The organism is Bradyrhizobium sp. SZCCHNR1017 (genome assembly GCF_032381375.1).
Lineage (GTDB): Bacteria > Pseudomonadota > Alphaproteobacteria > Rhizobiales > Xanthobacteraceae > Bradyrhizobium.
On sequence record NZ_JAUHIR010000009.1, the window covers coordinates 262,115 to 282,950 of the forward strand.

17 protein-coding genes are annotated in these 20,836 nt (G+C 66.9%); 5 read left to right on the forward strand and 12 right to left on the reverse strand.

Features of this window, described 5'->3' with window-relative positions:
• Positions 1-35 precede the first annotated feature (35 nt).
• A complete protein-coding gene (locus tag QW863_RS22930; RefSeq protein ID WP_315714144.1) occupies positions 36-995 on the reverse strand; it encodes an AraC family transcriptional regulator in 960 nt (319 codons plus the stop codon).
• A gap of 261 nt (positions 996-1,256) precedes the next feature.
• Here QW863_RS22930 and QW863_RS22935 point away from each other — a divergent pair, with 261 nt between their 5' ends.
• Together QW863_RS22935 and QW863_RS22940 are read left to right on the forward strand one after the other, a co-directional pair.
• Positions 1,257-1,502, forward strand: coding sequence for a hypothetical protein (locus tag QW863_RS22935; RefSeq protein ID WP_315714143.1), 246 nt, complete (start codon positions 1,257-1,259; stop codon positions 1,500-1,502).
• 32 nt (positions 1,503-1,534) lie between these two features.
• Positions 1,535-1,783: a GCG_CRPN prefix-to-repeats domain-containing protein gene (locus tag QW863_RS22940; RefSeq protein WP_315714142.1), complete on the forward strand. Its 249-nt coding sequence runs from the start codon at positions 1,535-1,537 to the stop codon at positions 1,781-1,783.
• A gap of 24 nt (positions 1,784-1,807) precedes the next feature.
• Here the strand turns inward: QW863_RS22940 and QW863_RS22945 are convergent, their stop codons facing one another.
• The 6 genes from QW863_RS22945 to QW863_RS22970 all read right to left on the reverse strand — a co-directional run bounded on the left by QW863_RS22945 (position 1,808) and on the right by QW863_RS22970 (position 8,793).
• Positions 1,808-2,245 carry a DUF5413 family protein gene (locus tag QW863_RS22945; protein WP_315714141.1) on the reverse strand — a complete coding sequence of 146 codons (438 nt, stop codon included), beginning with the start codon at positions 2,243-2,245 and terminating at the stop codon, positions 1,808-1,810.
• 54 nt (positions 2,246-2,299) lie between these two features.
• On the reverse strand, positions 2,300-3,949 hold the full coding sequence (locus QW863_RS22950; RefSeq protein WP_315714140.1) for a hypothetical protein: 1,650 nt from the start codon (positions 3,947-3,949) through the stop codon (positions 2,300-2,302).
• A gap of 36 nt (positions 3,950-3,985) precedes the next feature.
• The gene (locus tag QW863_RS22955) at positions 3,986-5,278 is read right to left on the reverse strand and encodes an adenylosuccinate synthase (protein ID WP_315714139.1); all 1,293 of its coding nucleotides are present in this window, start codon (positions 5,276-5,278) and stop codon (positions 3,986-3,988) included.
• A 347-nt stretch (positions 5,279-5,625) separates the two neighbouring features.
• Positions 5,626-6,309, reverse strand: a complete 684-nt coding sequence (locus QW863_RS22960) for an ABC transporter ATP-binding protein (protein WP_315714138.1) — start codon at positions 6,307-6,309, stop codon at positions 5,626-5,628.
• Complete coding sequence (locus tag QW863_RS22965) at positions 6,302-7,528, reverse strand: ABC transporter permease (protein WP_315714137.1); 1,227 nt, start codon at positions 7,526-7,528, stop codon at positions 6,302-6,304. Before QW863_RS22965 ends, QW863_RS22960 begins: the two co-directional genes overlap by 8 nt.
• Positions 7,525-8,793, reverse strand: a complete 1,269-nt coding sequence (locus QW863_RS22970) for an efflux RND transporter periplasmic adaptor subunit (protein WP_315714386.1) — start codon at positions 8,791-8,793, stop codon at positions 7,525-7,527. Before QW863_RS22970 ends, QW863_RS22965 begins: the two co-directional genes overlap by 4 nt.
• Positions 8,794-9,001: 208 nt before the next feature.
• Here QW863_RS22970 and mgtA point away from each other — a divergent pair, with 208 nt between their 5' ends.
• Complete coding sequence (gene mgtA, locus QW863_RS22975) at positions 9,002-11,560, forward strand: magnesium-translocating P-type ATPase (RefSeq protein ID WP_315714136.1); 2,559 nt, start codon at positions 9,002-9,004, stop codon at positions 11,558-11,560.
• A gap of 143 nt (positions 11,561-11,703) precedes the next feature.
• Positions 11,704-12,633: a DMT family transporter gene (locus tag QW863_RS22980; protein ID WP_315714135.1), complete on the forward strand. Its 930-nt coding sequence runs from the start codon at positions 11,704-11,706 to the stop codon at positions 12,631-12,633.
• Between the two features lie 10 nt (positions 12,634-12,643).
• Here the strand turns inward: QW863_RS22980 and QW863_RS22985 are convergent, their stop codons facing one another.
• Entirely contained in the window at positions 12,644-13,426 is a 783-nt protein-coding gene (locus tag QW863_RS22985) for a sulfite exporter TauE/SafE family protein (protein ID WP_315714134.1), read from the reverse strand.
• A gap of 40 nt (positions 13,427-13,466) precedes the next feature.
• Positions 13,467-14,072 (reverse strand): TetR/AcrR family transcriptional regulator, encoded by a 606-nt coding sequence (locus QW863_RS22990; protein WP_315714133.1) that lies wholly within the window; start codon positions 14,070-14,072, stop codon positions 13,467-13,469.
• Positions 14,073-14,268: 196 nt separating this feature from the next.
• On the opposite strand from QW863_RS22990, the gene QW863_RS22995 reads away from it, so the two are divergent.
• Entirely contained in the window at positions 14,269-15,198 is a 930-nt protein-coding gene (locus tag QW863_RS22995) for a DMT family transporter (RefSeq protein WP_315714132.1), read from the forward strand.
• A gap of 57 nt (positions 15,199-15,255) precedes the next feature.
• Here the strand turns inward: QW863_RS22995 and QW863_RS23000 are convergent, their stop codons facing one another.
• From QW863_RS23000 to QW863_RS23010, 3 genes are all read right to left on the reverse strand, one after another.
• On the reverse strand, positions 15,256-16,941 hold the full coding sequence (locus QW863_RS23000) for a methyl-accepting chemotaxis protein (protein WP_315714131.1): 1,686 nt from the start codon (positions 16,939-16,941) through the stop codon (positions 15,256-15,258).
• Between the two features lie 117 nt (positions 16,942-17,058).
• Complete coding sequence (ftsH, locus tag QW863_RS23005; RefSeq protein ID WP_315714130.1) at positions 17,059-18,915, reverse strand: ATP-dependent zinc metalloprotease FtsH; 1,857 nt, start codon at positions 18,913-18,915, stop codon at positions 17,059-17,061.
• 130 nt (positions 18,916-19,045) lie between these two features.
• A complete protein-coding gene (locus QW863_RS23010; protein WP_315714384.1) occupies positions 19,046-20,713 on the reverse strand; it encodes a mucoidy inhibitor MuiA family protein in 1,668 nt (555 codons plus the stop codon).
• Between the last annotated feature and the right edge of the window lie 123 nt (positions 20,714-20,836).

Sequence of the window (20,836 nt, forward strand, 5' to 3'; positions counted from 1 at the left end):
GGCACAAGTTGCGTCGAACCGTCGCCTTGTCTCGCCTAGCGGCCCCGGGCGCCGGTCGGCGTCAGCCCGAAGCGGCGCCGGAAGCAGCGGTTGAAATAGGACAGGTCGTTGAAGCCGCAGGCAAACGCGATGTCGCTGATGCGGCGTCCGCCGCCGGCCAGCAGGTCCATGGCCTTGCGCAGGCGCAGCTCGTTCAGCCGGGCCGAGAAGCCGGCGCCGGCCTCATGCAGCAGGTCATTGACGTAGCGCTCGGACAGCCCGGCCGCGACGGCGAGCTTCTGCGCCGAAAAATCCGGCTCGGTGAAGCGGCTGTTCAGAATCGTCAGCAGCCCCGCCAGCCGAACGCTGCGCAGGCCGCCGCGGCCGGCCTTGCGCATCGCGTCGCCGCGCACACCGAGCCCGAGCGCCACCAGATCGAGCAGATGCTGCGCGATCGCCGGGCCGGCCTCGTCGGCCGCGGCGGGATGGGCGAGCAGCAGCTCGCTGTAATCCATCGCCAGCGACAGCGCGCCGCCCGGCGCCAATTCGCGTCCGACCAGATCATCGACACCGGAGACCATCGAGCGCAGCGTCATCATCGGCAGATGCACGTTGACGAAGCGCTTGTGGCTGGCGCCGTCGGCGCTGAAGAAAGGCTCATCGAGCTTGAGCAGCACCATTGCGCCGGGGCGCAGAACGAACTCGCGTCCGCGATGGACGACCATCGCCTCGCGGCTGCCGGCGTTGCGCGCCAGGCAATAGCGGTCGTCATTGGTCGCGAGCACTTGGCGCCGTTCGCGCCTGACACGGGTGAAGGTGCCGTCGCAGCGCCCGAGCAGGGTGGTCCCGATGTGGATCGCGTTCATTGCGGCGCGAAACGGCACGTCCTCGGCCGGATCGAGCTCACCCGTGTTGGAGAAGTGCTCGAACAATTCCGCAAAGCACAAGAAGCGCTGCCTGTCGTCGAGCCCTTTCGGCAGCATGTCGGTCGACAGCATTTTCCTGACGATGGTCATCGAAATCGGACCCGAGGCAAAGGAATTTCCGAAGCAACGCGATCAATGTGGCAGCGGCGGGATGAACGGCCGCTGAAGTCGGCAGAGCTCATCGAGACGGGATCGGGAGCGCCGATCAGTCCAAGTCGCGCGACCGTTCATGCCGATGAGTCCAAGACAGCGGCAACGGGTTCAACTAGCGATGCCGATGGACGCACGCGGACATGCGTTGCGGCCTGCACCCTTCAAGTCGAACAGCCATGAGTACGAGGAGAGATTGAAATGACCATGTCTTCCGCGGCCCGCAAGCTCTGCCTCGGCGCCGCCCTCGCGGGTTGCATCGGGATCGGCTACGCGCTCGGCGCGCAGCCGCACATGACCGCGACTATCACCATGCTGCAATCGGCGCGGGCCGAGCTGGCTCAGGCGACACCGAACAAGGGCGGCCATCGCGAGCGCGCGCTGGGGCTGATCGATCAGGCCATCACCGAGGTGCGTGCCGGCATCGCCTTCGCTGCCGGCGGCTGACCCTTTCGCAAATCACACCAGGGAGACCATCGATGCGAACCATCCTCACCAGCGCGCTCCTGTTGGGAGTTCTCACCGTCGGCGCATCTGCGATGCCGCTGGCTCCGATCGACGCCGGATCCAAGCCTGAGGTGATCCAGGTCGCCGGCGGCTGCGGCCCGGGCTGGCACCGCGGTCCCTATGGCGGATGCCTGCGCAACTACGCCAATCCGGCGGCGCACGCCTGCCCGCGCGGCTTTCACATCGGCCCCGGCGGCCGCTGCCGCGGCAACGGCAGGTAGGGCTGATCGGCTCGTGCGATCGGCTTACGCAGTCGGCGGCTCAGTAACGACCGCCGGCTGCGGCTCCTCAACGAATCTGTGCACCAGCCACGATGACACCGTCGCCGGGATGAAGCCGACCAGCCCGTACAGGATCCACTGCACGATGCCGTATTCGGAGCCATGCGAGGCGTAGTTGAAGGCCGCGAGCAGGAAGGCGATGCCGCCCACCAGCAGCATCCGCAACGTCGGCCCGATGCGCCTGACGTGGAACAGGATGTCGTCGATCGCGCACATCATCAGCGCCGGCAAGAAGCCGAACAGGTAGCTGTATTGCAGCGAGGTGACGAAGACCTTGAACAGCTTGGCCACTTCGCCCGGATTGGTGTTGGTCCAATAACCGGACATGTAGGTCGTGACCAGGAGCAGCGCGAAGCCGCCCAGCGCCGGGCCTACGGCAACGAAGATGAGATATCGCTTCATGCCCAATCTCCTGCCTCGGCGATTCGCCGAACGCGCGAGGCGCGTGCGGCCTGCTCAGTCACCCCACAGCGCGAAGGCGTCGTTGAACGCGCGCTCGCCCGGCGCGCCCTTCTCGATCGCGATGATGGCCCGGCGCTGATTGGTGTAGACCAAGGGAACGTCGAACCAGGAGCGCTCCTTCAGGAGCTGCACGTTGCGGGTCCGGTCGGCGTCGACGTTGGACAGGCCGACCAGGAAGAAGCCGTCGGTGACCTTCACCGCAAGGCCCGCCAGCGGCGTTCCGCGTGACTGTTCGTTGGACTTCATCAGGATGCCCGGCACGTTGCCGACGCCGCCGCCCGAGAAGTCCTGCGGCAGGATGAAGGTGAGCTCGGCGGTGTGGCTCGCCGGCAGCGACGTGTCGGTGTTGCGGCGGAACGACATCGTCATCTTGAACTTGCGATCGGGAATCTCGATGTCGGCGCGCACCGCGATATCGGCCTTCTGCGTGCCCGTCGCCTTGATCTGCTCGGTACGCCAGACCACCGAGCCGATGTACTGCTTGCCCTTCGGATCGGCGGGATCCTCGTCATACAGCACGACGCGCTGTGCGACCGGCGCGATCTGGTCCGAGGACGGCGACTGGCCGACGCGGTCGGTGATCTTCGGCTTGCTCAGCGGCGCGCCGGTGTCCTTGGGCGCCTCGACCGTCGAGGACGATTTGAACAGGCCGTTGACCATCCCGACCAGCGGCCGGCCCCACAGAATTCCGGCGCCGATCAGGATCAGCACGATCCCGGCGGCGATGGCGGCCTTGAACGGAAAGGTCGAGCCGCTGCGCTCCGGCTTCTTCTTGCCCTCGCGATCCGGAGCGGCGCCACGCTGGCGGGTCGAGGTGGCCGGCAGCGCGTAGCGCTCGGCCTCCTGGACCGACTCGTCATAGGAGTACGGCGCCTCGGGCAGCGGCGGCCGGTCATCGTCGTCGCCCTCGAGCCGATCGAGATCGGTGGCCGGAACGTTGGCGTAGGTCTTGCGCGCCGCGCGGTTGGCCTGCGCGGTGGCCTTGCCGAGATCGTCGACATCAGCGGTGATGTCGCGGAAGCCGCGCATGGCGGGCGGCGTTGCCGGATTGCCGTTGTCCTGAGCACCGCGGCGGGCGGCAGCCGGACGTTCGCGCACGGGAGGCGCCGCCCCATCCTGTGGAGGCGTTTGAGGCGGCTGGGGCCGCGGTGGCACAGCTGGTGCGCCAGCGGCAGCCGGCGGCGCTTCCGGTCGCGGATTGCGCGCCGGACGCAGCTCGGCCGTCTCGGCGCCGAGCGGCGGCCGCTCGGCCCGGGCAGCAGCCGGGCCCGCCGGTCGTGGCCGGGGGGCGGCAGTGGCGGCCTGGTCTGGAGTCGGAGTGGGCTGAGCCGAGGGGGCTGCCGGAGCATCCGAATTGCGCGCACCGGCCCGCCGGAGGGCATCGCCTGGGCGGGCAGCGCCACTGGACGCCCGCTGCGCCTCGCGGGCACGCTGGGCTGCTTCCGCCTCGACCTTGCGAACGGCCTCCTCGAGCGACAGCCGCTCGCGCGTGATCTCGGACTCGCTGAGCGGCGGCTGGACGCTGCGCAACTGTGCGATCAACGCCGCCCGGGCCCGCTCGTAAAGCGCACGCCGGCTTTCCCCGGGAGCGTTGGGGTCCAATCCGGCAATGGCACGGGCTATCAGCGGGTAGTAGTCGGCCATATCAACTCAATTCGCGCGCTCAGCTGTCGGGTCCCGTCACGCCTCGAAGGGATTCTGGACCAGAATAGTATCCTCGCGTTCGGGGCTGGTGGAAAGCAGCGCGATCGGGCAACCCACCAGTTCCTCGATGCGCCGGACGTATTTGATGGCCTGTGCCGGCAGATCGGCCCAGGAGCGCGCGTTCGCCGTCGGCTGTTTCCAGCCTTCGATCGTCTCGTAGATCGGTTCGACCCTGGACTGCGCGCCCTCACCTGCCGGGAAATGATCGATCTCCTTGCCGTCCAGCCTGTAGCCGGTGCAGACATCGATGGTGTCGAAACCATCGAGAATGTCCAGCTTGGTCAGCGCAAGACCGTTAATGCCGCAGGTCCGGACCGCCTGACGGACCAGGACCGCATCGAACCAGCCGCAACGACGCGGCCGGCCGGTATTCGTTCCGAATTCGCGGCCACGCTCGCCGATCTTGCGGCCGGTCTCGTTGTCCTGCTCGGTCGGAAACGGCCCCTGCCCGACCCGGGTCGTGTAGGCCTTGCACAGGCCGAGCACGTAGCCGATCGCGCCCGGCCCGAGGCCGGCGCCGGTGGCCGCCTGCGCCGCCACCGTGTTGGACGAGGTCACGTAGGGATAGGTGCCGTGGTCCACGTCGAGCAGCGCACCCTGCGCGCCCTCGAACAGCATGCGCTTGCCTTCGCGGCGCTTGATGTCGAGCAGCCGCCAGACCGTCTCCGCATAGGGCAGCAGCTTCGGCGCGAAGGCGGTCAGCTCGCGCAGGATCTGCTGGCCGTCGATCGGCTCGAGGCCAAGGCCGCGGCGGAGCGCATTATGGTGCGCGAGCAGGCGGTCGATCTTGTGCGGCAGCGTATCGAGATCGGCGAGGTCCATCAGCCGGATCGCGCGCCGGCCGACCTTGTCCTCATAGGCCGGGCCGATGCCGCGGCGGGTGGTGCCGATCGCGGTCGCCGCGCTCGCGGATTCCCGCAGCGCGTCGAGTTCACGGTGCAGCGGCAGGATCAGCGTGACGTTCTCGGCAACGCGCAGATTGTCCGGGCTGATGGCGACGCCCTGCGACTGGAGCTTGCCGACCTCGTCCAGGAAGGCCTGCGGATCGAACACGACGCCATTGCCGATCACCGACAGCTTGCCGGTGCGCAGCACGCCCGACGGCAGCAGCGCCAGCTTGTACGTCGCGCCGTTGATGACAAGCGTATGACCGGCGTTGTGGCCGCCCTGGAAGCGAACGACGATGTCGGCCTGCTCCGACAGCCAGTCGACGATCTTGCCCTTCCCCTCGTCACCCCATTGGGCGCCGACGACGACGACGTTAGCCATTCGCAGCTCTTTCCTCTGCCAAGATCCAAAACAGCACGATCGGTTCGGACGAAATCGCTTCCGATGAGGGGCCAGCCTGGCCAACCATGCGCCCAGCCCAAATCGCGGCCAGGACCGCTCGCTTGCGAGGCGACCCACCGGATAAAGGAAGCCGCCGGGCTAGGCAAGCGAGAACGGGCCTTCGGAGCACACAAGAGCGCCACCAAGCCTTTGATAAGCCCCAAAATTTCAAGCCGCCCCGGCTGCGGATCGGGCGACCCGGCCGTGCGCTTCTGGCGGCGCATCGACCCGGGCAGTTCCATTAAGCCTCCGAACGGCGGCGAATCTACGATCGAAGCGGCCCGCCCTCAGCTCTGGATGCGGCCGTCGACAACCTCGATGATGCGATCGCAGCGCCGGGCCAGATCAAGGTTGTGGGTGACGAGCAGGAAGCTCGTGCCGACCTCCCGATTGACGTCGCGCATCAGGCCAAAGACCGCTTCGGCAGACTTGGTGTCGAGGTTGCCGGTCGGCTCGTCCGCCAGGACCAGATCGGGGTTCATCGCCAGCGCCCGCGCCACCGCGACCCGCTGCTGCTGGCCGCCCGACATGTTGCTCGCGAGATGGTCGGCGAATTTCGCCAGCCCAACCTGGTCGAGCAGCTTCGACGCCTGCGCCTCGATCTCGGGGCCCGGGAAGCCGCGATCGACCAGCAGCGGCATCATCACGTTCTCCTTGGCCGTGAAGGCAGAGATCAGGAGATGAGACTGAAAGATGAAACCGATGGTATGGCCGCGCAGATGGGTGAGCTCGGTATCACTGAGCGACGCAGTATCCTGGCCCTTGATCGTCAACCGGCCGGAGGTCGGCCGGTCCAAGAGACCGACGATGTTCAGCAGAGTGCTCTTGCCGGAGCCGGACGGACCGATCAGCGCGACGAACTCGCCGCGGTCGACCTCGATGTCGATGTCGTGCAGCACCTCGGTCTCGGTCGGCAGCCCGACATTGTAGGCCTTGCAGACCTTCTCCAGTCGCAGCAGGACCTCAGCCACGGATCGCCACCACCGGATCGAGCTTGGCCGCGCGCAGCGCCGGCGCGGTCGCGGCGAGCAGGCCCGTCACCGTCGCGAGCAGGGCCGTGATGAGAAACAATCGGCGTTCGAGGATCAACGGAAACAACTCCGAGCCATCGGCCTGGCGCTGCACCGCATGCCAATAGATCAGCGCACCCGCGCCCATTGCCGCGCCGAACAGCGAGCCGACGAAGCCGAGCAGCCCGCCCTGCAGCAGGAACACGCGCAAGATCTGTCCGCGCGAGGTGCCCATCGCACGCAGGATCCCGATCTCCTTGGAGCGCTGGATCACCGAGACGATCAGCACGGCCGCGATGCCGAACGCGACCGAGAGCGCGACGAAGACGCGGATCAGCGTGTTGGATGTCGCCTGCGCGCGCACCGCCGTGAAGAACTGCGCGTTGGTCTTGATCCAACTGTCGGCCTTGACGCGATTGGCGGCCTGGATGCGCTGCGCAATGTCCTCAGCGGCATAGATGTCCCGTACGGTGATGTCGATCGTGGTGACGCCGCCGACCATGCCGAGCAGCGACTGCGCCGTGCGCAGCGCGACATAGGCGGAGCGCTGATTGGCGCCCTTGCTGCCGAGATCGACGAGACCAGTCACGATCAGCACGCGGTTGGCGCCGGATGCCGCCTGAACATTGAGCTTGTCGCCGACGATCGCGCCGAGATCCCTGGCGAGCTCGGTACCTATGATGATGTCCTCGCTGGTCAGCCGCGGCTCGCCGGCGACGATGTAGTCCGGCACGCGCACGATTGTGAAGTAGCTCTCCGGCTCGATGCCGGACAGCGTCACGGCGCGGCTGGCGTCGCCGCGAATGGCGAGGGCGGAGCCGGAGATGGTCGGCGACACCGCGGTGATCTCCGGCATCGCCAGCATCTGATTGCGGATCTTCGGCCATTGATCGATCGAGATCACGCGCTGGCTCGGACGCTGCACGATGGCATCCTCGATCACGCCATTGTCGTTGCGCAGGGGACGCGCAACCTGATCCGGCGTCAGCAGTTGGATCTGCGGCTGCGAGGTCAGCACCCGCTTGATGAAATTGGCCTCGAGGCCGGCGAGCATCGCCGACATGAACACGATGACGCCGACGCCGATCGCGATGCCGCCGATGATGAACAAGGTCTGCAGCCGGCCCTCGCGCAGGAAACGCACCGCCGCGATCCACTCGAAGGGCAGCCAGCGGTTCACGGCAGCACCGGGCGGAAGCGCTGGCCGGTCAGGATGCCGGAACTCTGGGGCACGGCGATGTCACCGGCGTTCAAGCCGTCGACGATCTCGACATGGCTGTTGCCGCGGAGGCCGACGCGCACCGGCTGCTTGACCGCGCGGCCGTCCTTCACCCCGAGCACCCAGGGCTGTCCCGAGGTGATATCGTGAACCGAGCGCACCGGCAGCTCCAGCGTATCCTTGCGGGAGGCGACCTCGATGTCGACAGACACCGTCATGTCCTGGCGCAGATAGTCGGGCGGGTCCTTGACGATCAGCTTGACCTGGACGGACGCGCGGGAAATATCGATGCCGGGATTGATGTAGCTGACCACAGCGGGGAAGCGCCTGTCGGGGTAGGCATCGGCCGACGCGAGCGCCGTCTGGCCGAGCGCCAGCTTGCCGAGATTGCGCTCGTCGATCTGCAGGACGAGCTGGAGATCGCCGGCAGGCGCCAGGACGAGCAGCGTCTTGCCGGGCTGCGCCACGGTGCCGCGCTCGACACTGCGCGTGATCAGCACGCCATCGCGCGGCGCCGAGATCGTCGCATAGCCGAGACGCGACTGCGCCGTGTCGAGATTGGCGCGCGCCTGGTTCAGCTGCGTCTCGGCCATGACGTAGTCGCTGCCGCCGGGGCTCGCCGTGAAGACCTGGAATTCGGCGGCACGCTTCTGGGCCAGCGCAACGTCGAGCGTCTTCTGAGCCTCGTCGAGCGCCGCGCGCGTGGCATAGCCGTTGCCGGTCAGCTGCGACGTCCGGTCATAGGTCTGCTGGGCATTGAGCAAGGTCGCCTGCACCTGGCGCAACGCCTCCTTCGCCGACGGCAAGGTCAGCTCGGCGAGCTGGCGCATCCGCGCCTCGGCCTGCGCCACCTGCCCCTGTGCCTGCACCACCGCAGCCTTCAGCTCGCGCGACTCCAGCGAGATCAGCGGCTGGCCCTTGGTGACGTGCTGGCCTTCCAGCACCAGCACCTCCTCGACGGTGCCGGTGATCTGGCTGCCGATCTCGACGCGGAACGGCGTCTCGACGTGACCGCTGGCAACGACCGCCTCGACGAGGTCGCCGCGCCGGACCTGATCGACCACGATGGCAGGCCCAAGCATGACCCGGACGCTTTGCCAGCCGCCAAGGCCGAGCAGCACGATGATGGCGAGAGCGAACCAGCGATGCGCCCAGACCGCCGCTAGGACGGTCGGACCAACGGCGGCTTTCGTCGGGGACGGGAGAGCTGCGGCATGATCGGCCATGATCGTCAACACAAACTCGTCAATGCGGATGATGCCCAGTGACGCGCCATCCATTCCTTGAGTGCGGCCGTCAGCCCGCGGCGCATTGCACACAAAGCTAGGGGATCGCGACAGCAGGATGTTGCGCTAGGTCAACCGGCGGACGATCGTTCATGCAAATCAGGCATGATGACCATTACCAATCATCCACGAACATGAACGGACGCATGTGAGCACTGATACGACCCCCGGCCTGCACCGGTTCTGGCGCCTGTCGCCTGCGCAGGCAGGCGCAGCGCTGGCCTGCGACCTGGACGGCCTCGGCAGAGCCGACGCCGAGCAGCGGCTGCAACGCTACGGCCGGAATGCCGATTCCCCATCGCATGTCGTGGGGCCGATGCGCGCCGTGCTCCGCCGCCTGCTCGAGCCGCTATCGCTGATCCTGCTGGTGGCCGGCATCATCTCGATGGTGACGGGCGACGTGATCGGCGGCGCCATCATCGTCCTCATCCTCACGCTGTCGATCGGACTCGATACGGTTCAGGAGGGGCATGCCGTCAAGGCGGCCGAGGAGCTCCGCCGCTCCGTGGCCCTGAAGGCCGAGGTCAAGCGGGACGGCGCCTATCGCGAGATCGACGTCGACGCCGTCGTTCCCGGAGACATCCTGCGCGTCCGCGCGGGCGACATCGTTCCTGCCGATGCGCTGATCATCGAAAGCAAGGCCTTCACTGCCGGCGAGGCGGCGCTGACGGGAGAGCCCTATCCCGTGACGAAACAGGCCGGTATTCCCAGCGATGAGAATGACACGTCGAATGCGCTGTTTCGTGGCTCCGTGGCTCAGACCGGAGAGGCCGTCGCGCTCGTCGTCAACACCGGGCCGAACACGATGTTCGGCGCTGCCGCCTCGGCGCTGGCCGAAGCGCAGGCCCGCACGCCGTTCGAGCGCGACCTGCACGAGTTCGGCCTCGTCATCGCGCGGCTGACGCTGGCGCTGGTCGTGATCGTGCTCGCGGTGCGCGTCGTGTTCGGCCGTGATGTGCTCGACTCGCTGTTGTTCTCGGTGGCGCTGGCCGTCGGACTGACGCCCGAGCTGCTGCCGATGATCACCACCGTGACCCTGTCGCGCGGCGCGCTCCGCATGGCCAACCGCAAGGTGATCGTGAAGCGGCTCGCGGCGATCCATGATCTCGGCGCGATGTCGGTGCTGTGCACCGACAAGACGGGAACATTGACCTCAGCAGAGATCACGCTCGCCCGAAGCATCGCGCCCGACGGCAGCGACGACCCGCGAGCCGCGGAGCTCGGCGCGATCGCTGCCGCACTCGGCGGCGATCGGGGCTCGCTCGACACCGCGCTCATCGCCGGCGCGGACCGTGCGGCAGCAGGATGGACCCTGGGCGGACAGCAGACCTTCGACTTCTCGCGCCGGCTCGGCTCGGTGCTGGCGATCCGCGGGGCAGATCAGATCTTGATCGTGAAGGGCGCGCCAGAGGCGGTGATCGAGCTCTGCACGCAGCAACGGCAGGGCAGCGCGACTACGCCGATCGACGCCAGCGGCCGCAACGAGATGTGCGCGCGCGTTCACGCGCTGGCGCGCGAGGGCCTGCGCACGGTCGCAATCGCGTCACGGCCCTGGACCGGCGCGCCGCGCGAGATCGAGACCGATGACGAGCAGGAACTGATCTTCGAGGGTCTGTGCGCGTTCGCCGATCCGCCCAAGCCGACCGCAGCCGCGGCTATCGCACAGCTTGCGCGCGCCGGCATCGCGCTGAAGATCCTTTCCGGCGACGATCCGGTCGTGGTCAAGCGACTGGCCGGGCTGGTCGGACTGAGGGCGGATCGCGTGCTGTCCGGCCGCGACATCGCCGAACTCAGCGATGACGCGCTCGCGGTGCAGGTGCGCTCGGCCGACGCGTTTGGCCGGCTCGCCCCCGATCAGAAATCGCGCATCGTCAAGGCGCTGCAGGCCTCGGGCCACGTCGTCGGCTTCCTGGGTGACGGCATCAACGACGCGCCGGCGCTGAAGGTGGCCGACATCGGCCTGTCGGTCGACGGCGCCACCGCCGTGGCGCAATCCGCCGCCGACATCATCCTGCTCGCCTCCGATCTCGAGGTTGTCGCCGACGGTGTGGAGGAAGGGCGGCGCACCTTCGCCAACATCCTGAAATACGTGCGAATGGGCGCGAGCTCGAATTTCGGCAACATGCTGTCCATGGCGGTCGCTTCGATCATACTGCCCTTCCTGCCGATGCTGCCGACGCAGATCCTGCTCAACAACCTGCTCTATGATCTCTCCGAACTCGGCATCCCGTTCGATCGTGTGAGTCCGCAGGCCACCGCGCGGCCGCAGCGCTGGGACATGAAGCGGCTGCTGCGCTTTGCCGCGATCATGGGCCCGCTGTCGTCGCTGTTCGATTTTCTCACTTTCGGCGCCCTGCTCTATTTGTTCCATGCGACGCCCGACGAGTTCCGGACCGCCTGGTTCCTCGAATCGATGGCGACCCAGATCCTCGTCATCTTCATCATCCGGACCAACGGACGGCCATGGAGCAACCGCGCCGATCCGATGCTGACTGCGTCGTCACTGACCGCGCTCGCCGTCGCGCTCGTCGTACCCTTCACCCCGGCCGGCGCCTGGTTCGGCTTCGTGGTGCCGCCGATCGCCGTGCTGGCCACCATCGCGGCTCTCGTTATCGCCTATCTGGTCTGCGCCGAAGGTCTCAAATCGGTCGCCGTACAGTCCACGACCTTGCGAACTCACCGGCAGCATCACCACCGCGGTTCATGACCAGCGCCGCTGCATAGTCGCGATGCATCTGCCCTCTTGATAGGCAGCTGCAATTGGTGTCTGTCGACGAGGCCGGGGAGGACCAGCGGCCGGGATGACCGGGCCGGATGCCGCGGCGCACGAACCGGGGCCAACACCGCCGCATGTCTGCCGCCGATCCCACCGCGTCCCCAGCGCCCGCGCGCGGCTGGATCGCCAATCAACCTTACGTGCTGCTCAGCATCACCGCGCTGTGCTGGGCCGGCAACGCGATCGTCGGCCGGCTCGCCGCCGGGCACATTCCGCCGGTGACCTTGTCGTTCCTGCGCTGGTCGCTCGCCTTTCTGATCATTCTGCCGCTGGCCTGGAAGCAGCTTCGCCAGGACTGGCCGGCGATCCGCTCCAAGCTCGGCGTCATGATCGCGCTGTCGGTGACCGGCATCGGCGCCTTCAACACGCTGCAGTACTGGTCGCTCGAATACACCCAGGCGCTCAACACGCTGCTGCTGCAATCCGGCGGTCCGCTGATCGTGGCGCTCTGGTCGATGCTGTTGCTGCGCGTGCACCTCACTTTGGCGCAGGCGATCGGCATCGTGCTGTCGATGATCGGCGTGCTGCTGATCCTCACGCGCGGCCATCCGGCGGCGCTCGCCGACATCAGCTTCAACAAGGGCGACCTGATCTTCCTGGTCGCGATGGCGGTGTTCGGCTTCTACTCGGTGCTGACGATCAAGCGACCGCAGATCCATGGCCTGTCGATGGTCGCCTTCACCTTCGGCTGCGGAGCCGCGAGCCTGATTCCGCTGTTGATCTGGGAGCTCAACACGCGCCCGGTGATGGCGCTCGACACCCAGAATCTGCTGTCACTGCTCTACGTCGCGATCTTTCCCTCGACCATCGCCTATCTGTGCTTCAACCGCGGCGTGCTCCTGATCGGCGCCAACCGCGCGGCGCCGTTCTTCCATGTCGTGCCGGTGTTCGGCTCGATCATGGCGTTCGTCTTCCTCGGCGAGCGGCCGCAGATCTTCCACGTGATCGGCTTCGCCCTGGTCCTGAGCGGCGTCTACGCGGCCTCGCGCAAGCAGGCGACGTGAGGCGAATGGTTCATCCGAGCGCCTTGAGCGTCATGCAGACGGCCATCAGCGACACGAAGCCCACCAGCAGGACGCGCAACCGTTCCGGCGGAACGCGGTTCGCGAGACGCGCGCCGACATCGGTGCCGACCGCGAGGCCGACGATCACCGCGACGAGCGTGGGCCAGGCCGGCATGGCGCCGTGCCGCCAGTAGATCCAGGCGGATGGAAGCGTCGTGGGCACCAGCGTCAGCGCCAGGCTGATCATCTGGGCGCGGTGCTGTGCCATGCCCAGCACCGCGCTCAAGCCAACCACCGTGGCGAGCCCGCCGCCGATCCCAAGAAAGCCTGAGGACACGCCGGCCGCGCAGCCAACTGCAAGGAGCGCTGCTCGATGTGGATCCGGCGCGGCGCCAGTTGCTTCGGCGGACTCCTTCGCCCGTCGCCTGCGCAGCAGCAGAGCATCGAGCAAGAATAGGTAGATCACATAGGCCCATTGCAGGACCGCCGCCGTCGTCCAGTTCGCGATCAGTGCGCCGACGATGCCGCCGACCAGGAATCCCAGGCCGAGCCAGAGCAACACCGCAGCCGTCACCCGATTGCCGCTATCCCAATAGCGCCTGATGCCGGCCGCGCTGGTCGGCGGGATCTGCGCGACCAGCGAGAGCCCTTGCGCGGTGTGCTGCTCGGCGCCGAGCAGCATGACCGCGAACACGACGAGCCCACCACCGGGAGTGACGCCGAGCAGCCCCGAAGTGAAGCCGCCGACCAGCCCGGTGCCGAGACCGGCAATGAGATCAGGAACGCTCGTCATTGAGACCCGCCCGGTACGGTTGGAGAGGCAGTCCTTCAGGTCATCGCCGCGCCGTGAGTCCCGTCAGCAGCGTCTCGAATGCGGCCATCGCTTCGGATGACGAGAACGGCTCGCCCCACAATCGCTGCAGCACGAACCCCTGGAACATCGCGACGATCGTGCGGGCCATGCTGCGTGGATGAACGGAGCGGTCGATGACGCCGAGCCGCTGGCCGCGCTGCAGCAGCTCGGTGATCAAGACGGCCGGCTTGCGCACACCGTCCGTCACCTGCGCGCGGATGTCATCGTCCCGCAGCGCCTCGGCCCAGAGCTGCAGCGCGATGCGCCGGTGGCGCAGGCCCTCTTCCTTTTGCATGTCTGCCAACGAGGCGCGCGCAATGGCGCGCAACGCTTCCAACGGATCAGAAATCTCACGCGCCGTGGCTAACAGGGCGGCATCACGGGCATGGCGATGCTCGCCGATCGCCTGAATGAGCTCTTCCTTGCTGGCGAAATGGCCGTAGATGCAGCCCGCGCTCAAACCAGATTGCGCAATGACATCGGCGATCGTGGTCTGATGGAATCCCTGCCGGGCGAAGCAGGCCTCGGCGGCCCGCAGGATCTCGTCCCGGCGCGCGGCCATCGTCTCGGGCTTGAGTTTCGGCATGCGCAGCTCCTGCCGAGCGGTCGCAGGGTGCGGCTGTCGGCTCGATGGCGTTCCCGTCTGCGATGAGCATACAAAACGAATATTCGTTTTGTAAAGGAGGCCCATTGGTATTTCGACATGGCGGCCTTCCGCCCGGCGCTCTTGTCCCGCCCGCCATTTCGGGCACAAGCTCCGGTCAACAAGAGAAGCCGATTCCTTGCCCACCGCATCGCATCCGACCTCGCCGCTGGCCTGGCTCAACAACCAGCCCTATCTGCTTCTGACGCTGGCCTCGCTGTTCTGGGCCGGCAACATCGTGCTGGCGCGCTATGTCGCCGGGCACGTGCCGCCGCTGACCCTGTCCTGCATCCGCTGGATCGGAACTTTCCTGATGCTGTGGCCGTTCGCGCGGACGCATCTCGTACGCGACTGGCGTACCTTGCTGGCCAGCTGGCCGCTGCTGCTGGTGCTGGCGCTGACCGGCTTCGCCATCAACAATGCGCTGTCCTACTGGGCGATGCAGTACACCCAGGCGCTCAACGGGCTGCTGATCCAATCCTCGGCCCCCCTGTTCGTAGCGCTATGGTCGCTCGTGCTGTTCGGGGTCAGGCTGACGGCGGCGCAGTTCGCCGGCATCGCGATATCCTTGACCGGCGTGCTGGTCATTTTGCTGCGCGGTGACCTCGGCGCATTGGCCGCCATTCAGTTCAACCGCGGTGACTTGATGTTCGCCGGGGCGCTGCTGGTGTTCGGGATCTACTCGGCGGTCATGACGCGGCGGCCGGCCGTGCACCAGCTGTCGCTGATCTCGTCCTGCACGGCCTTGGGCGCCCTGCTGCTGCTGCCGCTGGCCGCGTGGGAATACGCGTCCGGCTTCGTGCTGCAGCTCGATCTGTTATCGCTCCTGACCCTCGGCTACGTCGTGGTGTTCGCCTCGACGCTCGCCTATCTGTTCTTCAATCGCGGCATCGGCCTGATCGGGCCGAACCGCGCCGCGCCGTTTCTGCATCTGGTGCCGCTGTTCGGCTCGGTGCTGGCGATCCTGCTGCTCGGCGAGGAGCTGAAGCCGTTTCATCTGATCGGCTACGCGCTGGTCATCGCCGGCGTGATCATCGCCTCCCGCACCGGCCGCACCAAGGTCGCGTGAGCGCCTGCAAGCTCACGCCGTGCTTTCAAGGCCAGGCCCGGTCCATCACCGCTGCGACTAGGCCGTGCGCACCTTCGCCATGAAGCCATCGACGGCCCGCTGCAGCAGGCTCGACTGGCTGTCGAGCTCACGTGCGCTCGACAGCACTTCGGCGGCAGCCATGCCTGTCGCTTCCGCCGCTTTGGTCACGCCGCCGATGTGCGCGCTGATCTCGTTCGAGCCGGCGGCGACCGACTGGATGTTGCGCGCGATCTCGCGCGTCGCGTCGCCCTGCTGCGCGATCGAGGTCGAGATCGAATTGGTGATCTCGCTCATCTGCGCGATGGTCTGGGTGATGCCGCTGATGGCGGTGACCGCATCCTGGGTCGAGGTCTGCATCGCCGCGACCTGCGCCGAAATCTCCTCGGTCGCCTTCGCCGTCTGGTTGGCGAGTGCCTTCACCTCCGAGGCGACGACGGCAAAGCCCTTGCCGGACTCGCCGGCGCGCGCGGCTTCGATGGTGGCATTCAGCGCCAGCAAGTTGGTCTGCGCCGCGATCGAGTGGATCAGCTTCACGACCTCGCCGATCTTCTCGGCGCCGGTCGACAGCACCTGAACGGTGGCATTGGTGCGCTCCGCATCGCCCACGGCTTTGCTCGCAATCTCGCTGGAACGGGCGACCTGGCGCGAAATCTCATTGACCGAGCTCGACAGCTCTTCGGCCGCGGCCGCGACCGTGCCGACATTGTCATTGGCGCTCTGGGTGGCGGCGCTGACGGTCGAGGCGCGCGAGCTGGCATCGCTCGCGGTCGAGGTCATCGATTGCGCGGTGTGCTGCATGCTCTCGGCCGCCGACGCCACCGAGCGGACGATGCCGTTGACGCTGCGCTCGAAGTCGGCGGCCAAATTCTGCATGGCCGCGGTCCGCTCGGCGGCCGCACGCTGCTGGGTGGCGGCCTCGGCCTGCTCGAGCTCGCGCATCCGCAGCGCGTTGTCCTTGAAGATCTGGACAGTGGAGGCCATCCCGCCGATCTCGTCGCCGCGGCCGACACCGGGAATCTCGCCCTCGAGCCGGCCATCGGCGATCTCGCGCATGCGGACGCCGAGACGATCGAGCGGCACGCTGATGCTGCGGCTGATCAGCCAGGCGATCCCGCCGGCGACGACCGCGATGCCTGCGCAGGCCACCCAGATCAGCCACTTCAGCGGCTTCATCTTCGCGTCGAGATCGTCGACATAGACGCCGGTGCCCACGAACGTATTCCAACCGGGAATCATCACGGCATAGGAGATCTTGCGGGTCGGCTGCTCCTGGCCGGGGCGCAGGTATTCGTAGTGCAAGGTGACTTCGCCATCCTTGGCAACGCCGTCGCGCAGCTCGACGACGAGCTTACGGCCGTTGAGCTCGAAATCGATCACGTTCGAGCCGCGCTGCTTCGGATCCTGGGACAGCACCACATTGCCGTCCATCGTATAGGCGAACAGATAGCCCGTGCCCTTGTCGAAGGTCATCGTTCTCCCGCGATTGACGAACTCGTCGAGAGCAGCCTCCTTCGTCAATTTGCCCGCTTCGACATCCTTGATGAGGCCGAGGGCCATGTTACGCGCGGTCTCGACGATCGCCCGGCACTGTTCGATGCGGGCATTGACCATCTCCTTTTGCATCAGAGTGCCGGCAAACGTACCGGCCGCGGCAAGGCCCAGCATCGCCACGCCGACGACGATGGCGAGCTTGGGGGCAATCTTCAGGTTGTTCAGCAGCACGCAACGAACTCCGCCCGGTCCCCGATCGACGACCTCGATCTGTCAAGGTGAGCCGCTGGTTAACTGATCAGGCGATGGTTAGAGTTCGGTTGCAAACGCCCTCCGTAGAATCCCGGATCAGCTCGGGGCAACGGCATCCCGGACCGGGACCGCAGCGGAGGCCGGCCGCAACGGCGCGAACTCATCGGCGGTCAGCGTCTCCTTGGCAATCAGGAGCGCGACGCCGCGCTCGAGGTCCGGGCGATGGCTTTCGAGAATCGCCCTGGCACGGGCATCGCCGTCTGCAATCAGATCCCGTACGGCGAGGTCGATCTCGCGCCCGGTCTCCTCCGCCGCCGACACGATCTGATCCTGTGGCTGCAGGAACGACACCTGTGGACGCGGCGCGTAGGTGCGCTGCCCGACGGTCGCATCCATCCCGTATTTGGTGACCATCTCGATCGCGATCTCGGTCGCGCGCTGCAGATCGTCGGCGGCGCCAGTCGAGACATCGCCATCGAAGATCAGCTGCTCGGAAGCCCGTCCGCCCATCAGCACGGCGATGCGGTTCTTCAACTCGCTGACCGCGAGCAGGAAGCGATCCTCGGTCGGGCGCTGCATCGTGTAGCCGAGCGCGCCGACGCCGCGCGGAATGATCGAGACCTTCTGCACCGGATCGACGCCGACGAGATTGGCCGCGACCAGCGCGTGACCCATCTCGTGATAGGCGACACGGCGGCGCTCGGCGGGACTGAGCACGCGGCTCTTCTTCTCGATGCCGGCGACGATGCGCTCGATCGCCATCGTGAAATCGTCGAACGTCACCTCGTGGCCCTTGCGGCGGGTCGCCGCGATGGCGGCCTCGTTGATCAGGTTGGCGAGGTCGGCGCCGGTGAAGCCGGTCGTCAGTGCCGCGACTTTGTCGAGATCGACGCTGTCGGCGACCGTGATCTTGCGGACATGCACCTTGAGGATTGCGAGCCGCCCGCCCCTGTCAGGACGGTCGACCAGCACCTGGCGATCGAAGCGGCCGGCGCGCATGAGCGCGGGATCGAGGATCTCCGGCCGGTTTGTCGCGGCGAGCAGGATGACGCCGGAGCTTGGGTCGAAGCCGTCGAGCTCCGCCAGCAATTGATTGAGCGTCTGCTCCTTCTCGTCGTAGCCGCCAAACTGGCCGCCGACGCTTCGGCTGCGGCCGAGCGCGTCGAGCTCATCGATGAAGATGATGCAAGGCGCGGCCTTGCGGGCCTGCTCGAACAAATCGCGCACGCGGGCAGCGCCGACGCCGACGAACATCTCCACGAACTCGGATCCGGAGATCGAGAAGAACGCCACACCCGCTTCGCCCGCTACCGCGCGGGCGAGCAGGGTCTTGCCGGTGCCGGGCGGGCCAACCAGCAGGATGCCCTTGGGCACGTGCGCGCCGAGCCGGCCATAGCTCTTCGGATCCTTCAGGAACTGCACGACCTCCTGCAGCTCGAACTTCGCCTCGTCGACACCGGCGACGTCGGCGAAGGTGACCTTGGTGTCGGTCTCGACATAGACCTTGGCGCGCGACTTGCCGATCGACATCAGACCGCCGAAGCCCTGGCGATCCATCACCTTGCGGCCGAGGAACACCCAGATGAGATAGAACATCAGCGCCGGCACGACCCAGGACAGCAGCGCCTGAATCAGCCCGCCCGAGGGCACACCAGTCACCGTCACGCCCTTTGCGGCAAGCTTCGCGGCCAGCGGCGGATCGACGCGCGCGGTGATGAACGACGTCTTGCCGTCGGACTGCTTGTCCTTGAACTTGCCCTGGATGGTGTCCTGGCTGACCGACACCTCGGAGATCTTGCCCTGCTCGATCAGCTGCTCGAACTGGCTATAGGGAATCGTCTCGACCGTGTTGTAGGTCGTCAGAAGCCATTGCAGCAGCAGCATGCCGACGCCGGCGAGGAAGATGTAGCCGACGGCGACGGCCTGCTTGCGGGTGTTCGGGTCGGATTCCATGTCGGCGCTCTCGGTCGAGATCGATCACGGCCGGACAGGACGTGATCGAACGGGGTCCCACTCGCGCATAACAGGGCCGGGACCGGGCGGCTTGTCATGGATCAAACGGCGCCGATCCCACGCCGGGCAATCAGCCCGACGGCTGCAACACGATCGACTTGTCCTTCGGCCAGCGCACACGCCAGGCGAAGGCGATATCCTTGGCCTCGCCGGGTCTGGCGTCGATCACCCATTCGACGACACCACGCCGGTCGCGGACGTTGGTCGAGGCCGGCGGCGTGGTCGCGGGAAGCATCTCAACCGTGATCTCCTCGTTCTCGCTGACCGGCAGTTGATCATGGATCGCGACCTTGATCGGGAAATCATGCGCGTTGCGGACCGTGGTTTTGAAGGCGCGCTCGTCGATCTTCGCCGTCGTCACGATCAGACCGGCCGAACCTTCGTTCCGTTTGACGACACTGCGCTCGACTTTGACCTTGTCGTCGGCCCCGAAGCCGACATGAACGACCTCGTCCTTGCCGGCCGACGCCAGTCTGCTGGTGCCGACGAACATGCCGTCGCGATAGATCGAGACCTTGCCCGGCAGCAGCGGCGCCTCCTCGCTCTGCGGGAAGCTCGCTTCGAGATAGGCGGTGGGATCGATGACGGGCGCCGAACGGATCGTCAGTTCGGGCGTGATCGTCGCGGTGGAAATACGCAGGCTCTTCGCGCCATCATTGGCACCGACGCTGACGCGTCCGGGGAGGTGGAAGACGGTCTGAAAGGCGCTGATCTCCGCTACCGTCTGCTGCTCGACGGCCTTGTCCGCGACATCTCCGAACGTCGTCCCTCCGCCAAAGCGAAACTCCTGCCGGCTCTCCATGAGTCCTCGTGCCGCGCTGACAGCGGCCGGCTTCGGCGCGGGCTGTGGCGGCGGCGGATATTGCGCGATGATCGTCCTGAGCTCGGGCGCGCTGCCGCCGCGTCCGGTCCGCACCGTCGAAACCGTGAGCGCGACCTCGGACCAGTCCTCCCCGGTGGCCTGCTGTATCTCGGCGCGTCGCACCAGTTCGAGAGCCGGTTTGCGGTCCTTCGCCGTCGTGTCGAGACGCGCGTCGTAGAGCGGCACCCAGCGGGCATTGCGCACCGCGTAGGTCACGCGCAAGGTCGCCTTGGTCGCTGCCGCAGCCGACAATTCGATCCGCACCTCCAGCTTGCTCGGGGGCTTCGTCGTGAGATTGTCCTGCAGGCGCGCGATCTCGCGATCGATCTCGCGCTGCTTGCGTTCGGCATCACGGATCGCCGCGTCGGCCTGTCCGACCTCGTCGGCAACGGCGGCGAACGCGGCACGCCATTCCGTGATCGGACGCGCCTCGCCCTTTTCGCCGAGCCCGGCCGGCGATGCCTCGGCAAAACGCTCGGCAAATTTCTTGCGCGCCAGGGCCGCGGCGATCGTGCCATCGAGATTGGCGCGCTCGTCCTTCAGCGCTTCGATGCGCTTGTCGATGTCGGGCAGGTTGACGGGCGGCGCCGCACGCGGTGGCTTGGCGTCGACGGTGCCGATCACGAGCTTGGCGCCAGCCTCGCCTTCCACACGAAGCGAGGACGCATCGAGTCCGAGCGGGAAGTCCTTGGCGATCGCCGTCGTGTCGCCGGTGGGAAGGTCGAGCGAGATGACCCGGGTCACGGTCGCGCCGTCGGGATACACGGTGACGGCATCGACGGTGGACGTCGCGTCGAGGTTTGCCGCATGGCCCGGCGCCGCCGCCAGCGAGGCACCGAGAACGAGAGTTGTCGTAACCAGCCACGTCGTTCGCATTGCCATCGATCTCTCCGTATCCCAGCGCCCCTGAGAACCGGATGAGCCGGTCCCTTGCGGGGCGTTAGACGCCACGAGAGGTCCGCGGGTTCAAATCGTGCGACCGCAAAGCTTGCCGTTGAA

Coding starts and splice junctions, on each gene's coding strand:
- QW863_RS22930 (WP_315714144.1), bottom strand. CDS start 995: ATGACCATCGTCAGGAAAATGCTGTCGACCGACATGCTGCCGAAAGGG.
- QW863_RS22935 (WP_315714143.1), top strand. CDS start 1,257: ATGACCATGTCTTCCGCGGCCCGCAAGCTCTGCCTCGGCGCCGCCCTC.
- QW863_RS22940 (WP_315714142.1), top strand. CDS start 1,535: ATGCGAACCATCCTCACCAGCGCGCTCCTGTTGGGAGTTCTCACCGTC.
- QW863_RS22945 (WP_315714141.1), bottom strand. CDS start 2,245: ATGAAGCGATATCTCATCTTCGTTGCCGTAGGCCCGGCGCTGGGCGGC.
- QW863_RS22950 (WP_315714140.1), bottom strand. CDS start 3,949: ATGGCCGACTACTACCCGCTGATAGCCCGTGCCATTGCCGGATTGGAC.
- QW863_RS22955 (WP_315714139.1), bottom strand. CDS start 5,278: ATGGCTAACGTCGTCGTCGTCGGCGCCCAATGGGGTGACGAGGGGAAG.
- QW863_RS22970 (WP_315714386.1), bottom strand. CDS start 8,793: ATGGCCGATCATGCCGCAGCTCTCCCGTCCCCGACGAAAGCCGCCGTT.
- QW863_RS22980 (WP_315714135.1), top strand. CDS start 11,704: ATGTCTGCCGCCGATCCCACCGCGTCCCCAGCGCCCGCGCGCGGCTGG.
- QW863_RS22985 (WP_315714134.1), bottom strand. CDS start 13,426: ATGACGAGCGTTCCTGATCTCATTGCCGGTCTCGGCACCGGGCTGGTC.
- QW863_RS22990 (WP_315714133.1), bottom strand. CDS start 14,072: ATGCCGAAACTCAAGCCCGAGACGATGGCCGCGCGCCGGGACGAGATC.
- ftsH (WP_315714130.1), bottom strand. CDS start 18,915: ATGGAATCCGACCCGAACACCCGCAAGCAGGCCGTCGCCGTCGGCTAC.
- QW863_RS23010 (WP_315714384.1), bottom strand. CDS start 20,713: ATGCGAACGACGTGGCTGGTTACGACAACTCTCGTTCTCGGTGCCTCG.